This is a genomic window from Kribbella sp. NPDC051952 (assembly GCF_040680855.1).
Taxonomy (GTDB): domain Bacteria; phylum Actinomycetota; class Actinomycetes; order Propionibacteriales; family Kribbellaceae; genus Kribbella.
The window spans coordinates 196,648-212,461 of the sequence record NZ_JBFAXQ010000005.1 but is presented as its reverse complement, the minus strand read 5'-3'; the positions used below and the strand labels follow the sequence as shown (position 1 = coordinate 212,461).

Annotated in this window: 14 protein-coding genes; 5 read left to right on the top strand and 9 right to left on the bottom strand. The window is 67.0% G+C overall.

What is annotated here, in order from left to right:
- Positions 1-190: 190 nt before the first annotated feature.
- From AB0L70_RS12455 to AB0L70_RS12425, 7 genes are all read right to left on the bottom strand, one after another.
- Positions 191-940: a DUF5343 domain-containing protein gene (locus AB0L70_RS12455; protein WP_363683061.1), complete on the bottom strand. Its 750-nt coding sequence runs from the start codon at positions 938-940 to the stop codon at positions 191-193.
- Positions 941-1,378: 438 nt separating this feature from the next.
- Positions 1,379-2,119 (bottom strand): phytanoyl-CoA dioxygenase family protein, encoded by a 741-nt coding sequence (locus AB0L70_RS12450; protein ID WP_363683059.1) that lies wholly within the window; start codon positions 2,117-2,119, stop codon positions 1,379-1,381.
- A gap of 41 nt (positions 2,120-2,160) precedes the next feature.
- Positions 2,161-2,910, bottom strand: a complete 750-nt coding sequence (locus AB0L70_RS12445) for an enoyl-CoA hydratase-related protein (RefSeq protein ID WP_363683057.1) — start codon at positions 2,908-2,910, stop codon at positions 2,161-2,163.
- A gap of 58 nt (positions 2,911-2,968) precedes the next feature.
- Complete coding sequence (locus AB0L70_RS12440; protein ID WP_363683055.1) at positions 2,969-3,385, bottom strand: nuclear transport factor 2 family protein; 417 nt, start codon at positions 3,383-3,385, stop codon at positions 2,969-2,971.
- A gap of 66 nt (positions 3,386-3,451) precedes the next feature.
- Entirely contained in the window at positions 3,452-4,684 is a 1,233-nt protein-coding gene (locus AB0L70_RS12435) for a TIGR00300 family protein (protein ID WP_363683053.1), read from the bottom strand.
- Between the two features lie 47 nt (positions 4,685-4,731).
- On the bottom strand, positions 4,732-5,448 hold the full coding sequence (locus AB0L70_RS12430; protein WP_363683051.1) for a hypothetical protein: 717 nt from the start codon (positions 5,446-5,448) through the stop codon (positions 4,732-4,734).
- Positions 5,441-6,205 carry an alpha/beta fold hydrolase gene (locus AB0L70_RS12425; protein WP_363683049.1) on the bottom strand — a complete coding sequence of 255 codons (765 nt, stop codon included), beginning with the start codon at positions 6,203-6,205 and terminating at the stop codon, positions 5,441-5,443. The genes AB0L70_RS12430 and AB0L70_RS12425 overlap by 8 nt, the downstream gene beginning before the upstream one ends.
- Before the next feature lie 293 nt (positions 6,206-6,498).
- Here AB0L70_RS12425 and AB0L70_RS12420 point away from each other — a divergent pair, with 293 nt between their 5' ends.
- Positions 6,499-7,263: a lysophospholipid acyltransferase family protein gene (locus AB0L70_RS12420; protein WP_363683395.1), complete on the top strand. Its 765-nt coding sequence runs from the start codon at positions 6,499-6,501 to the stop codon at positions 7,261-7,263.
- 36 nt (positions 7,264-7,299) lie between these two features.
- A complete protein-coding gene (locus tag AB0L70_RS12415; RefSeq protein ID WP_363683047.1) occupies positions 7,300-7,692 on the top strand; it encodes a DUF2237 domain-containing protein in 393 nt (130 codons plus the stop codon).
- A gap of 54 nt (positions 7,693-7,746) precedes the next feature.
- Here AB0L70_RS12415 and AB0L70_RS12410 read toward each other — a convergent pair whose 3' ends face one another.
- On the bottom strand, positions 7,747-8,757 hold the full coding sequence (locus tag AB0L70_RS12410; RefSeq protein ID WP_363683045.1) for a hypothetical protein: 1,011 nt from the start codon (positions 8,755-8,757) through the stop codon (positions 7,747-7,749).
- A gap of 198 nt (positions 8,758-8,955) precedes the next feature.
- Between AB0L70_RS12410 and AB0L70_RS12405 the strand changes: the two genes are divergently transcribed.
- Together AB0L70_RS12405 and AB0L70_RS12400 are read left to right on the top strand one after the other, a co-directional pair.
- On the top strand, positions 8,956-10,329 hold the full coding sequence (locus AB0L70_RS12405; RefSeq protein ID WP_363683043.1) for a class II 3-deoxy-7-phosphoheptulonate synthase: 1,374 nt from the start codon (positions 8,956-8,958) through the stop codon (positions 10,327-10,329).
- Positions 10,326-11,345 (top strand): GntG family PLP-dependent aldolase, encoded by a 1,020-nt coding sequence (locus AB0L70_RS12400; protein ID WP_363683041.1) that lies wholly within the window; start codon positions 10,326-10,328, stop codon positions 11,343-11,345. Before AB0L70_RS12405 ends, AB0L70_RS12400 begins: the two co-directional genes overlap by 4 nt.
- On the opposite strand, the gene AB0L70_RS12395 is transcribed toward AB0L70_RS12400, so the two are convergent.
- Entirely contained in the window at positions 11,346-14,591 is a 3,246-nt protein-coding gene (locus AB0L70_RS12395; protein WP_363683039.1) for a S8 family serine peptidase, read from the bottom strand.
- Between the two features lie 145 nt (positions 14,592-14,736).
- Here AB0L70_RS12395 and AB0L70_RS12390 point away from each other — a divergent pair, with 145 nt between their 5' ends.
- A complete protein-coding gene (locus AB0L70_RS12390) occupies positions 14,737-15,714 on the top strand; it encodes a ribose-phosphate pyrophosphokinase (RefSeq protein WP_363683037.1) in 978 nt (325 codons plus the stop codon).
- The last annotated feature ends 100 nt before the right edge of the window (positions 15,715-15,814 follow it).

The following is a 15,814-nucleotide window of genomic DNA, read 5'->3' as shown; positions in this document are numbered from 1 at the left end:
CAGACCATCTCTGCGGGAGGCCGCATGCTCGTCTGAACTGAGCCGCAAATTCGACGACTCGAATTGATGACAAGCGATAGAGTAAGGCGTAGAGAGCCGGTGAGGCGCTGCCACGCCACGAACCGGCTCTCCACTTGGCCCCCGCCGTTCCCGTCATCGTGGGCACTTACGGCGGGGGCTTACTCCCTCCTCATGACACACCGCCCTCCGAATCGTCAACGTCCTGGGCAGGAGCGGCGGACTTATAGTCACGCAGGCTCTTGATGAGTCCCAGGACGAACTGCTCGTCCTCATCCGTTACCTCGAACATGTTCACGTCATAGGAGAGCGTGATCGTTCCGCCGGATCGGAGTTGGACGGTCTGAGTGTGACCGGCGGCATTCCCGTTGACGAGGGAGTCGGTCGGCCCTTGCTGCCGCGGCTTCTCAGATTTCCTGCGCGCAGGCGCCCTCTTGACTTTAGGGGTGCCCGGTGCGCCCGAGCCGGATCGTGTCTTCGGGAAGTGCGGACTCAGTTCAAAGCCAGCCTCGCGGGCAGCGTGAAGGAAGAACGTGATCGCTTTGCGCTGCGTATCGCCCGAGACGTCATACGCGTCGCGGAACACCTCCTTCAGGTCGTTCGGTGTTCCATTCGCATCACTAACCTTGAACGCCGGCGCATATGTTCGGCTTAGCAGACTCCGCAGTACGGCTTTGCGCTCGTCTGCGTCGGCCGTCACGAACCCTTGAAGCTTTGGCAAGACGGCACCCGACTCGTCGACGAAGTCGAACACCTCCAGTGCGGACATGATGTTGTTCTGATCCGTCCCGCTCTTCGAGGTCATGATCGACCTGTCCAGCTTCGGGGGAAGAGGCTTTGACGCCAGCTCACTCAAGAAGTTCCAGAACGTCTGAAACGACATATACGGCGGCTTGAAGCCGACGTTAGACGACTCCGTCATCCAGCCTCCTTTGGCAGGGCCTCGAGCGCTTGCCAGAAGCTTGCCACAAGGCCATGCCATAAGCAACTGCCTTGTAGATAATCCTTCCGAATACTTATGGCAACGGACATGATCGAACTATGGCAATCGAACCCGGTCAGCGCGTCGAGGCAGTCACTGCAAGCGGAGACCGCGAGTGGATGCGTGCCTTGACGCCTCCTGTCAGAGGGCGCGACTTTGTGGTCGTGTGGGTGTGCACCGAGGAAGCATGGGAGCGAGCCGATGGTGAGATCGCTCGTGCAGAAGAGCACGCGCTCCCCTGGCCGGTGGAGTCAATTCGTGAGGTGGCTTGATGCCCATCCCCAGCGTTGATGAACTTGCCCGAGAGCCGAACCTCGGTGCGTGGTCACTGCGATCGCGGTGACCACTACTACTTTGGTGGATTACCGCTGATCGAGCTCACTGCCTGAACTCGAGCAGCGGGTCGGCGACCACGTCGCGCCAGCGGTCGCGGTGTCCGTGGGCGTGGAGGCGGTAGTAGATCGTCTCGCGGCGCTCGGGGCCGGTGTTGCCACCGATGTTGTGGCCGAGCAGGTAGTGCGCGAACAGGATGCTCCCGGCCGGGCCGGTGGCTTGGATCTGCTCACCGAGCTCGATCTTCGGGTACGGCGCTCCGGTCGTGTCCTTGCTCAACTCGGCCAGCGCGTCGGCGCCGCGCGCCGCCAGATACTCGCCGAACCGCAGATGTGTGCCTGGCCAGACATGCAGGTTGCCGTGGTACTGCTCCTCTTGATCGCTGAGCCAAACTCCGGCGAGCATCGAGAATGTGTACGGCGTACCGTCCGGCGCAAGCGGACTCACGCCGTCGACGTGTGGGCCGCCCGGCCGATGTGACCAGGGCGGAATCGTGGTGGCGATCTGGGCGAAGTCCGGCTCGTCGACGCCGTACTCCGGCCGGACGAGCTCTGCGGCGAGTTCTGCGACGGTGTCCCGGTAGTAGTCGAGCAACGGATGCGTCCCGTCCTCGAACCTCGGCCAGGCGAAATGGAAGCCGACGTGCCCAGGCGCGGGCGGCTCCTTCTCGAGCTCCTTCGCGACCAGCTTCCGCCCGGTCGTGACTCGCTCGTCGGTCAGGACTGCAGGGATGACGACGTACCCCTGCTCCCGGAACTGCACGCGTTGGGTATCGCTGATCGGCACCTGGCCAGTGGATCAGCGGATGCTGCCGTTGGGCAAACGAATTAGTTCTTCCTGCGGTCGAGGAAGGCGAGCATGGCTTCCTGGGCGGCGGGGGAGCTGAACAGGCTCGCGGACAGCTCGGCAAGATCCTTGCCCCGGGCATCTATATCGGCGAGAAGTTCCCGGTTGAGCAGCTTCTTGGTCTCCCGCAATCCCTGCGGAGCCCCCTTGAGCAACGACTCCAGCACGGTGGCGACCGCGGTATCCAGTTCCGCATCCGGCACGGTCAGCGTCACCAGCCCGAACCGCGCCGCCTCCAGCCCGTCGAACCCGTTGCCGGTCAGGAACGTGTACGCCGCAGCCCGGTCCGTCAGTCGGGGAAGCACCGTCAACGAGATCGTCGCGGCCGCCAGCCCCAGCCGCACTTCGGTCAACGCGAAACTCGACTCCGCCCCAGCGATGCTGATGTCAGCAGCGGCCACGATCCCGATCCCGCCGGCTCTGACCGGCCCGGCGACTCGCGCGACCACGGGCTTCGGATTGGCGACGATGGCCCGCTGTACGTCGACCATCCGCTGAGCCCCCACGCCCATCCCGACGGTCGTGGCCTCCGACAGATCAGCCCCCGAACAGAACACATCGAGCGCCGACTGGATCACGATCACCCGGATGCTTTCATCGGCCCCGGCAGTCTCCAGCCGCTCCAGCAGTTCCCCGGTCAGCTGCTGGGACAACGCATTCTTGTTCCCCGGCGAATCCAGCAAAATAGTCGCAACGCCGTCCAAGATGCCGAGATGCACGAGTTCGCTCATGGGCCCATCCAACACCCCCGGGGCAACGACGGGTGTAATCAGCCGCACAACCGGAGAATCAGGGGCCTGACGGGGAGGCCGTGGGGCTGAGAGGGTCCGCGTGGCGGTGGACGATCTTCCACCCGTCGTCTTCCAGTGCGAAGACCATCGTGACGCGGAGTTCGTGCTGGTGCTCGCCCGGGCGGTCGACGTACGCGACCGTGCATCGCTCGATCGCCACCGTGTACGCCGTATCGGCCCCCGCGAACTTCTCCAGGTACTCGAACTCGACCTTCGCCCCGCTGGCCGCGAACTGCGCCGACGCCCATTCGTACCGCGGCCCGATCAGCGACCACCCGGACTCGTGTCCGCCGAAGCCGCCGAAGATCGTCGTACGGGCGCTGTGCGACACCAGCGGCATCCACAGCGACGGGTCACCGTTGATGAACGCGGTGTTGGCCTCCTCGAACCGGTGCAAGAACGATTCGAAGCTCATCAGGTCTGTCTCCTGTCCAGAAGCGGAACTCCAGCCTCACCCGCCGACAGGGTCAGTGGCAAACGGTTACTGCTTCGCCTCGTCGTAGTCCGGAGCGAGCTCCCGGGCGAGATGTTCGATGAACAGACCGACGTCCGTCACGATCCCACGAGCCTGCGACGACCCACGGTCGGCGAGCTTGGTCACGGTCGCCGGGTTGATGTCCACGCAGGTGAGCGGGATCGACGCCGGCAGGATGTTGCCGGTAGCAACCGAGTGCAGCATCGTCGCCGCCATCAGGCAGTACCCGACCCCGTCCAGCTCGGCCCGCATCGCCCGCTGACCGTCGAGTACGTCGGTATAGACGTCCGGCAACGGCCCGTCATCGCGCACCGAGCCGACCAGGACGAACGTCTTCCCCATCTTCACCAACGCGTGCATGACCCCAGACGTGAGCACGCCTTGGTCGACCGCGGCCGCGATGGACCCAGCCTTGCGGATCGTGTTGATCGCGCGGATGTGGTGCTCGTGCCCGTGCTCCACCCCGCGACCGCGGGAGAGGTCGACGCCCAGCGACGTACCGTAGAGCGACGACTCGATGTCGTGCGTGGCCAGCGCGTTCCCGGCGAACAGGACGTCGACGAACCCGGCCTCGACCAGCGCCACCATCGCCGGCGCCGCGCCGGTGTGGACGATGCCCGGACCGCCGACCCACAGCACCTTCTGGCCGTTCGCCTTCGCCTCGCGCATACCGTCCGCGACCTGCTTCACCAACACCCGCTGCGGCTTCTCGCTGGACACGTCGGACTCCATGAACCCGAAGCCCTCTTCGCTGTTCACGACGATCGGGGGAGTGACGCGGACACCCTGCGCGCTCGTGATGATCTTCATCCCGGCGCGTACGTCGGACATGGGGATCGTCCGCACTGTCTCACCCTCGACGATCAGACCGCAGTCCATCTCCGGGTTCTGCACCAGCACCCAGTGACCACCGAGCCGGACACTCGTCGGCAGGTTCGTGGTCGAGTAGAACCCGTCCGGGAACACCCCGTCCTGCGAGACCTCGCTGATCTCCGGCGTACCGGGGTCGACCAGGTTCGCGCCCTTGGTCTGGATCCGCATCAGCAGCCGCTGCAGCGACTCCTCGTCGTCGGCGCCGACCGTCATCCGGACCGTGGACGGGTCGTCCTTGTCGTACCCGAGGTCGAACTTGTCCAGCGTGTACTCACCGCCGTAGCCGCGAATGTCGTCGAGGACCCGGGACAGCAGTCCGGAGTCCATCAAGTGGCCGGTGATCTCAACGGTCTCGGTGACCTGCACGGGTACCTCCTCGGGTCGTCAGATTGTCCGACGATCCGCACTCTAGCTCAGACGACTGCTCCGTCATCGGGGGTGTCATCAGGTGGTAACCGGTCTTTCATCCGGATGACCAACGTGAGGAAGCCGCCGATGAACCCGACCACGGCGAGCGTGGTGATCCGGCCGGTGCCGAAGTCGAGGACCGCGGCCAGGATCAGCAGCAGTGGGCCGCCGAGCAGGCCGAGCCAGGCGACCCGGCTGATCCAGTCCAGCTTCGGGCCGCGCGGCGGCTCCGGCGGGACGAAATGGTCGTGCGGATCGTCGGCCTTCCGGGCCGGCACGTCCTCGTCGTCGTCATCATCGTCGGAAGAGCCCGACTTGTCGTCGATGATCAGACCGGCCGGTACGTCGATCAGCGGCTCGTACTTCTCCTCGACATCCTCACTGGCCGGCCACCGCGGCACCGGCGACTCACCGGACTCGTGACCGGGTGCGGACGGCGCGTTGAACTGCTCGATCAGCGACTTCCACTCCGCGTCCTCGGTGCTCCGCTCGATCACCGGCCGCGCCTTCTCCACGGCCTCGGCGTCGACGAAGATCTCGTCGTACCCGACCGGAATCCGGACCGGCTCATCCGCGTCCTCGGGCGTCCGCGCCTCGCTCTGGGACTCGCAGTACGCTGCGATCCCGGCGTCGGCCAGCGCGGTCAGGACGGGCTCGGCGATCTGGGGATCGATCGCGCCGAGGGAGGTGTACGCCTCGGCGGTCAGGCCGTTGTCACGCATCTGCGCAGACCCGGCGGATGAAGGTTGTCGAGTCCGCGAAGATCCGCGGTGCGTCGTTGTCCAGAGTTGCCACGTGATAGCTGTCCTCGAGCAGGGTCTCGGTCACATCGCGGGACGAGATCGAGGCCAGTACCGTCCGCCCCGAGCTCGGTTCCACCACATGATCGACAGTACTGCGGAACATCAGCACCGGCTGTGTGACTTTGGCGAGATCGTCGCGGGTGAGCTGCCAGAGCTGGGACAACGATTGCAGGGCACGCAACGGCATCCGGTCGTAGGCGCCCTCGTCGACACCCGGCTTCTTGATGTCGTTCGAGATGCCCGGGAACGACGGGAGCAGCTTGGACAGCACCGGAAGCAGCACGAGGCGCTTGTCATCGGTCCGCACCGACGGGTTGATCAGGACCAGACCGGAAACGTCTCCGCCGTGCAGCTCAGCCAGTCGCAGCACCAGGCAGCCGCCCATCGACAGCCCGGCCAGGACCACCCGGTCGTGCTCCTTGCGCAGCCGGTCCAGTTCGTTGTCCAGTACGGCGTACCAGTCCGGCCAGCCGGTCTTGTTCATCTCCTGCCAGTTGGTGCCGTGACCAGGCAGGCGCGGTACGGCGACGCCGTACCCCTCGGCGGCCAGGTGCTCGGCGAACGGGCGCAGCGACTTCGGTGAACCGGTGAATCCGTGGCTGAGCAGGACTCCGGTGGCTGCGTTCTCACCGCTCCCGGGACTGCGGTATTCCTCCGCATGGCCTTGCACTGGCACATCGACTCCTCGCCGGTCAGTTCCTCACAAGCGCCCGAGTCACAGCCCGACCCAAGCAGCCTCCCAATGGTCCCATCTGGGCACCATCCAGTCTGCATCCAGGTGACAACACGGTGAGCAATCCCCACATTCCTGGCGGTGACATTGCCTGAGAGGGAAGCTGGAACGTAGGGTCCTGCCGATGGTCGGCGTCAGAGCTGTCGCGACCGTCGCAACCGGCGGACACTGGGTACTGGGTCTGAAAGCCGGCCGGAACGGCGGTGGACGAGCGGACGAGTGACGGAGGTAAGGCGATGCTGTACCTGTTCCTCAGACGGTTCTTCGTCGCACCGTTGGTGAAACTGCTGTTCCGCCCCAAGGTGAGCGGACTGGAGAACATCCCGGACGAAGGGCCCGCGCTGCTCGTCAGCAACCACCTGGCGTTCTGCGACTCGATCTTCCTGCCGGTCGCCGTCCCGCGGCAGATCGTCTTCCCGGCGAAATCGGAGTACTTCACCGCGCCCGGGCTGAAGGGGAAGCTGGTCGCGACGTTCTTCCGGTCGGTGGGTCAGATCCCGATCGACCGCTCCGGCGGGCGGGCCTCGCTGGCCGCGCTGAACACCGGGCTGGACATCCTGAAGAAGGGCGAGCTGTTCGGGATCTACCCCGAGGGCACGCGCTCACCCGACGGCCGGCTCTACAAGGGCAAGACCGGCGTGGCCCGGATGGCGATCGTGGCCGGTGTGCCGGTCATCCCGGTCGCGATGATCGACACCGAGAAGCTGCAGCCGCCGGGCACGATCTGGCCGCAATGGCTGATCCGCGAGCCGGGTCGCCGCCTGCCGCGGCTGGTCCGCCCGGGTGTCGCGATCGGCAAGCCGCTGGACTTCTCCCGGTACGAAGGCATGGAGCGGGACCGCTTCGTCCTCCGGTCGGTCACGGACGAGATCATGTACGCGATGATGGAGCTGTCCGGCCAGGAGTACGTCGACATGTACGCCGACAAGGCCAAGGAGCTCATCAAGGCCGGTGAGTCGGTCGACGAGCACCTCCGGCTCGGCGACACCAAGGCCAGCTGACGTAGTTCGCCCCTCGCTCGGGTCAGGATGTCGGCCATGGACAGCGACCTGAACGTTCTCGGTGAGCCGCTGCAGGAGTGCGGGACCGATCCGGTCACGGGCTTCTACCGCGACGGCTGCTGTACGAGCGGGCCGGAGGACCTGGGCAGTCACACCGTCTGCGCGGTCGTGACGACGGAGTTCCTCGCCCACCAGACCTCGGTCGGGAACGACCTGGTCACCCCACGCCCCGAGTTCGGCTTCGCTGGTCTCAAGCCCGGCGACCGCTGGTGCGTGGTCGCCGCCCGCTGGCTCCAGTCCTACCACGCCGGCGCCGCGGCTCCCGTCGTACTAGCCTCCACCCACGCCCGCTCCCTAGACACCATCCCCCTAGCCGTCCTCCGCCAACACGCCGTAGACGTCCCCACCGACCCCAGCTCCCTCACCTAACCGCCTCCCTCACCTGAGCGCCTCCCTCACCTGCAAGGGTTGGGGAGGATGTTGCTACCTATTCGGGATGAAATCCTCCCCACCTCGGTGGAATGAAGGGGTGACGACGAGGCAGGTCGGGGAGCACGGGCGGGGTGAGCCGCGCCAACCGCGGTAGTGGAGGGCGGCAGCTACCTGGAATGCGGTCTCGCACGGCTGACTGACCAGCTGATAGCCGAACCGCAGGGTCAGCTTGCCGCTCGTCGCAGCGGCGTTGTCCCTGGTCATGTCGCGCCAGCGGCTGATCGAGTCGGCGTGCCCGGCTTGCCCGTCGAGCTCGACGACGACGCCGTACGACGGATACTCGACGTCTCGATAGACGACTCCTGCTGTGGTCGACGCGCGAACCTGGCGTCCTGCCTTCGGTAGACCGTGAGCTCGTTCGACCCGTCGCAGGTAGGCCTGTTCGAGGAACGAGTGAACGCCTTCGGCCGCATCGCCCAGAATCTGACGGAGCATCCGTCGCCCAGGGAGCTGCGTGAACGAGTCCAGCTCCGCCAGCAGCCGAGCCGGCGTCGTACGGCGCTGCCGGCAGGCGTCGAGCAGCACGGCGGCCCGCCCGGCCACATCTGGATCGGCGCTGGCGGTGACCAGCAACGCGACGTCCAATCTCACCATCCGCGGCTCACGCGACCCGTGCAGGAGTGAGGCGAGGTCGCGGTGCCGGCTGATGGCCACGCCAGGACGCGGATCAACCCTCCTGGAATGGGGGAGCGCGAGCTGGATCCGATCGTCTCGCCAGTCGCCGGTGACGCCGTACCGCCGCAGGGCCGTTTCACCCGTCAGCGCTGTCTCTGGTCCACAGGCAAGCCAAGCGGCCCACATCCTCGTCTCCCACGGCAATGGCCCGGTGAAGTCGACGTACACCCCGCTGTGGACCCGCTGTATCTGCCGCGCCCGGCACCGCCGCTGAAGCACCTTGTCCGTGATCCTGTGCGCTTTGGCCTGGGCCCGACTGAACGCTCCAGCCTGCCGACGGCGCAGTTCCACGAACTCCGCGACCTCCCCGTCAGTCGTCCTCCCCATCCATCCTCCTTCCTTCACCTACAACATGCCGTCGTTCCACCCCCACACCTCCGTCCTCTTCGTCGCTTGTGGATATCCGGTGTGGGGAGGATTTAGCCCCGGATCGGGAGGACGAACCTCCCCACCCGGACTCGTGCGCCCGGCGGGATGGGTGAGATGGTGACGGAGGGTTCTGGGGGCTGCCCTAAGGTTGGGGGCATGCAATTCGCGACGTTGGGTGTGGGGGAAGTTCCGGGTGTTCCGAGTCTGGATGAGTTGCGGGCGCTGAAGCCGCTGCAGCAGCCGGAGTGGCCTGATGGGGCCGCGGTAGATCAGGTGATGCGTGAGCTCCGGAAGCTCCCGCCGCTGGTGTTCGCCGGTGAGTGCGACGACCTGACCACCAAGATCGGCGCGGTCGCCCGCGGCGAGGCGTTCATCCTGCAGGGCGGCGACTGCGCCGAGACCTTCGACGGCGTGACCGCGGAGAATATCCGCGCCAAGCTACGGGTCCTCCTGCAGATGTCCGTCGTACTCCAGTACGCCGCCAGCGTCCCCGTCGTGAAGATCGGCCGCATCGCCGGCCAGTACGCCAAGCCCCGCAGCTCCGGCGAGGAGACCCGCGACGGCGTCACGCTCCCGTCGTACCGCGGTGACGCGGTCAACGGCTTCGAGTTCACCCCCGAGTCCCGGATCCCGGACCCGCAGCGCCTCCGCGGCGTCTACAACGCGGCCGCCGCGACCCTCAACCTGACCCGCGCCTTCACCACCGGTGGGTACGCCGACCTGCACCAGGTGCACGCCTGGAACACCGACTTCGTGAAGTCGTCCCCGGTAGGCCGGCGCTACGAACAACTCGCCTCCGAGATCGAGCGCGCCCTCGCCTTCATGCGCGCCTGCGGAGCGACCGCTGACGAGTTCAAGACCGTCGACTTCTACGCGTCCCACGAGGCCCTGATCCTCGAGTACGAACACGCGATGACCCGGATCGACTCGCGCACCGAGCTCCCGTACGACGTCTCCGGCCACCTGCTCTGGGTGGGGGAGCGGACCCGCCAGCTCGACGGTGCGCATGTCGAGTTCCTGGCCTCCCTCAGCAACCCGCTCGGGGTGAAGATCGGTCCGACCACGACTCCGGAGTACATCCGGACCCTGATCGACAAGCTGAACCCGAAGGGCATCGAGGGCCGGCTCACGTTCATCACCCGGATGGGCGCGGGCAAGATCCGCTCGGGGCTGCCGCCGCTGCTGGAGGCGGTCCGCGACCACGGTTCGCCGATCGCGTGGGTGTGCGACCCGATGCACGGGAACACCTACGAGACGCCGAACGGGTACAAGACCCGCAACTTCGACGACGTGATGGACGAGGTGCAGGGCTTCTTCGACGCGCACGAGCAGGTCGGGACGTGGCCGGGCGGTGTGCACATGGAGCTCACCGGCGACGACGTGACCGAGTGCCTCGGCGGCGGTGAGGAGCTCGTCGCGGAGGACCTCGTGAACCGCTACGAGACCGCCTGCGACCCGCGCCTGAACCGGCACCAGTCGCTCGAGCTCGCCTTCCTCGTGGCCGAACGGCTGCGCGGCGCCCAATCATGATCGACCTGCGGTCGGACACGGTCACGAAGCCGTCCGCGGGCATGCTGACAGCGATGACGTCAGCACCTCTCGGCGACGACGTGTACGGCGAGGACCCGACGGTCAACCAGCTCGAGGAGACGGTCGCCGGCCTGCTCGGGCACGAGGCCGGCCTGTTCACCGTCACCGGCTCGTTGGCCAACGTGTTGGGCGTGATGTCACTCGTCCCACGCGGCGGCGAGGTCCTGTGCGAGGCGAGCGCGCACATCGTGCGGGCCGAGCTCGGCTCACACGCGGCAGCGAGTGGGGTCACCACGCGGACGTGGTCGGCATCCGGGCTGATCGATCTGGAGCAGATCCGGGCGCTGATCGCCCCGGACCTCGGCCCGTACTTCGTCCAGACGGCCGCCGTCTCGGTCGAGAACACCCACAACTTCGGCGGCGGCGCGATCCAGCACGCGTACGACGCTCTCGCCGACGAACTGGATACCCGCGGCATCCCGCTGCACCTCGACGGCGCCCGCCTGTGGAACGCGTCCGTGGCCACCGGCCGTCCCGCTTCGGCGTACGCCTCCCGTGCGGCCGCAGCGAGCGTCTGCCTCTCCAAAGGCCTGGGCGCACCGGTCGGCTCGGTTCTCGTCGGCTCGGCCGACCTGATCGCCGAGGCCCGCGTATGGCGCAAGCGGTTGGGCGCTGGCTGGCGCCAAGCCGGCGTACTAGCGGCTGCCGGCCTCTACGCCCTCGAACACAACATCGACCGCCTGGCCGAAGACCACGCCAACGCCCGCGTGATCGCCGAGGTACTCGCGGATGCCGCCCCCGGCTCGGTCAAGCCCGACCAGGTCGAGACGAACATCGTGGTCGTAGACCTGTCCTCAACCGGCAAGTCCGTCGCCGACGTCGTCGCGGCTGCTCGCGAGGCCGGCGTCCTCATCAGCGGCGTCGGCGCCACCCAGCTCCGCGTCGTCACCCACTTGGACGCGGCCGCGGAGGACTGCCGCAGAGCTGCGGCAGTCCTCGCGTCGATCATCAGCTGATCAGCGGTAGAAGTAGGCGGCGATCGTCGTCAGCTCTGACGTGTTCCCGTTTCGGTCGGTGACCTTGGTCTTGAGCGAGACAGCATCTCCGTCCTTCGGCGTCGGGAAGGTCGCCTCGTAGCGACCGCTCCCGGTGGACCGAAGCGTCGCGGCTTGCCACGTCGTCCCGTCATCTGCCGAGTACTGAACCGTCACGTCACTCAACCCCGGCAAGCTGACACCATGCTGCGGTACGACGACCACCGGGAACCGCGTGACCGGGGTGCGAGCCACCGTGTTGTTGACGTCGACGGGAGGCTGGTACCGAATCCCAAGGACAGGAAGGACCTCCTGCGCGGCCGACGAGCTGAAACTCCACCGCCCGCTGATGCGAGTCGAGTAGCTGGAGTAGGTCGGTCTCGTCAGCGCCGCTTCGACCACGTACTGTGCGTTGCCGGCCGCAAGCCCAACTACCTTGAGGCTGCCGAACGTCGGCGAGCTTGCGACCTTCTGCCCGTCCTTGAAGAGCAGGGTTGACTCGGTATCGGCCATCGTCGTACCCGCAGCTCCGGTGGCATCGCTGGTCGGATCGACCACGATGTTCAACGTGTCGCCGGATCGGGTCGCAGTGTCCGGAGCGGGTGCGAACACAGCGACATCGAGAGGTTGCCGATAGCTGTTCCCGGCGCCGTAGGCCGTCGCGGGACTGACGACGCTGCCCGCCCACGGTGCCCTCAGTTCGTCCACTACCGTCGACCAGACTGCCTGTCCGGTGTCGACGTACACCTTCCGCTTGGCGGGCACCGTGTAGATGGGTGGAACCTGCTCGGCTGTCCAGAAGCGGCTGCCGGCGACGCTGCCGAGCAGTGTGACCGCGTCCTGGTCGGAGGACGCGCGGTACACCTCCTGGTCGATGACCGCCAGGTCGCCGGGACGGACCGTCCGGGCGAGCCCGGTCGGGAACCCGGACAGTGTCGGATCCATCGTGTGATACAGGAACGGTGTTTCGTCGTAGTGGCCGAACGCATCGAACTTGACCCAGGAACTGGCCAGCCAGGATCTGAGCTCGCCGGCCGGAGACGGGGTGCCGACCTGCGCTGTGTACAGGTCGTCCGGCCGGTAGGTAATGATGCTTGCCGCCGCCGTGTTGGGCCTCGTGATCTCGTAGTGGACCTCGGCGAACAGCGGTGCGGCTTCGGGCTCAGGCACGGTGACGTCGTACGGCTTCGAGGTCCGGGCGTCGAAGGTGACCGCTGTCGCGGCGGTCACCGCGGTATTCGGACTGAGCATCAGGTACACCGGGGTCCGGCCGTCCGGCTGTGGGTAGTACTGATAGTTGTCGATCAGGTATCGCCCTTTGGGCAGGCGCCGGGTCAAGGTGCCCCCGGGGATCGCGGCCACTTCGAACTGACCGGTGTCTATGCCGTAGATGGCCGAGTAGCTGTCGGCCTGCTGGCCGCTCGGGCCGACCGAGTGAACGGTCAGGTCGTAGCTCTCGACCTCTTTGTTGAGAGTGAGTAGGGAGGTCACCGTCCCGCTCGGGCTGGTGGCGGCCAGGCTTCCGCTGTACGCACCGTCGGGACCGTTGTGCCGGGTGTCCGAGGTGAGCTCGACACTCGCCGTACCGCCCGCTGGAACCGTCAGTGTGCTCGCGCTGACCCGGAGGGCGTCGGCGGGTGCCGACCGACCGTCCGGCCCGGTGAAGGTCGTGGTGAGCTGGAGCGTGACGGGCTGCGTAGCCGTGTTGCGATACGTCACCGTCTTGGTGACCGGAGCGTCGTCCTGATGCGGCCAGACCGCGGTGCCGAACGAGACGGTGGCCGGAGCAGCGATCAGGGTCTGTCGTGTCGCCTGGCCGACATCGATCCGGCCGGCGCCCTGCTCGAACGGAGTCAGCCCGGGCAACTGCTTGGCCGAGGTCATGAGTGCGGCCTTGAGTTCAGCGGCCCGCCAGTCCGGGTGCTCCTGGGCTAGCAGCGCGATTGCGCCGGCAGTGTGCGGCGTCGCCATCGATGTGCCCGACATGGACTGGTACGGCGGCACACCCTTGTTCAGCGGTCGGGCCGCGGTGATGGCCACGCCCGGCGCGGTGACGTCGGGCTTGATCGCGCCGTCTCCAAGCCCGGGTCCCCGGCTGGAGAAGTCGGCCAAGCGGTCCTGCTTGTCCACCGCACCGACCGTCAGTGCCGCCTCCGCGCTGCCCGGCGACTCGACCGTCCCGGCACGGGGACCGGAATTGCCGGCCGCGATCACGAACAGCGTCCCGGTCTCCGCCGTGAGCCGGCTGACGGCCTCCTCGAGCGGATCCGTCTCCGGGGCGTTCGGGCCGCCGAGGCTCAAGTTCACCGCCGTGGCGTGGACTTCGGTGGCTGCCCATTCCATCCCGGCGAGAATCGAGGATTCGAGACAGTCGGCGATACAGACCTTGCCGGCGTACAGCCTGGCGTCGGGGGCGACGCCGCGGTACTTGCCTCCGGACGCTGCGCCCGTTCCGGCGATCGTCGAGGCGACATGGGTGCCGTGGCCGATCTGGTCCTCCGGCGGACCGTCGGTGAAGTTCCTCGTCTCGGCGACCTGTGTGGAAAGGTCCGGGTGAGTACTGTCGACCCCCGTGTCGAGGACGGCGATCTTGACCCCCTTACCGGTGTAGCCCGCCTTCCACGCCTCCGGAGCACCGATCTGCGGGACCGACTGGTCGAGGGACACCTTGCGTTTGCCGTCGAGCCAGATCTTCGCCGGTCCGGAAGAGCGGGCAGTTCGGAGGCCGGCCAGGAACGCGCCGGCGTCCTTCTTCGTCACCTTGACGGCTCGTCCGTTGACCGATGGCAGTTCGTGGGTCGTGGTGGCCTTGGACAGGGCCGGGTGCGCGGCGGCGCGACCGGCGTACGTGACGATCAGTGGGATCGACGGCGTACTCGCATCGTCGTAGTGGTCGTCGAGCAAGGTGCCGATCTCGAAGAGCCGGCGGTCGAGTGTGCCGGCTGCGACGTCGGCGGCCACGTCGGCGGGGATGACCGTGAGACCGCCGTTGGCGTACAGCGTCCGGTATGGGATGTTCCGGCGCCCCGGACCGGGCTCGATCCGCGGCTTGGTCACGTCGCCGCCGACCAAGACGACGCGGTCGCCGGTGATCAGGGTCACGCCCCGGTCCTGGGTGTTCTTCGTGGGAGAGGCGTGGGCGGGGCCGGCAGGATGCTGGGTGATCAGCCCGGCGGAGAGGGTGAGAACCACGGCGGCGATCCACCGCGGACCGGGTCTGATGTGCACTGAGTAGCTCCTCGGGGGACGGGAGAGTGGCGGGCCAGGTGGCCCACCTCCTCAGAGATGTCACGACCCCCGCCAGTTGTTGAGTTTCGGAGCGGAACTTCGAGATAAGCTGCGGGTGTCGGGGTCGCAGCGTTCGGGGAGAGCCGTGCGAGAGATCGTCGTGTTCAGCGGAAGTGCCCACACTGGTTTGGCGGAGCGGATCTGTGCCGATCTCGGCGTACCGCTCGCACCGGTGGAGATCCATCGTTTCAGCAACGACTGCCTGCAGGTGCAACTGCAGGAGAACTGTCGGCAGCGAGACGTGTACATCGTGCAACCACTGGTGCCGCCGACGCAGGAGCACCTGATGGAGCTGCTGCTGATGATCGACGCGGCCCGTGGTGCGTCGGCGCAGCAGATCACCGCGGTGATGCCGCACTACGCGTACGCACGGTCGGACAAGAAGGACGCGTCCCGCATCTCGATCGGCGGCCGCCTGGTCGCGGACCTCCTCGTCACGGCGGGCGTCGACCGGGTCCTCACGATGGCCCTGCACGCACCCCAGGTCCACGGCTTCTTCTCGGTGCCGGTCGATCACCTGACAGCAATCGGCGTACTCGCGGATCACTTCCGCGGCCGCGATCTGTCCGACACCGTCGTGGTCAGCCCCGACCTCGGGAACGCGAAGACCGCCACCCAGTTCGCCCGCCTCCTCGGCCTCCCGGTCGCCGCCGGCAGCAAGCAACGCCTCGCCGACGACCGCGTCATCATCGACGCCATCGTCGGCGACGTCGCCGGCAAACGAGCCATCATCCTCGACGACGAAATCGCCACCGGCGGCTCCATCGTCGAACTCCTGGACCGGTTGAAAGACCGCGGCTGCACCCAGGCCGCGGTCGCCACCACCCACGGCCTGTTCGCTGGGCCCGCGGTCGAGCGGCTCCGCTCCCACCCGTCGATCACCGAGGTCATCAGCACCGACACCGTCCCCCGCCCGGACGGCTTCCCCGAACTCCAGGTAAGCACCGTCGCCGGTTTGTTCGCGGAAGCCATCAAACGAATCCACGACGGCGAATCAGTAAGCAGCCTCTTCGACGGCGTAGACCCCACCCACGCACCCCCCCAACCCAAACTCCCCTTCTAGAAGCATTGGGTCCAGCCCACGCGTGCGACGCAGGCGCTACTTCGTCGCTCCGCTCCTCAACGCCCCCGCTACGCGCGCTCCCACCCACCCCCGGCTCATC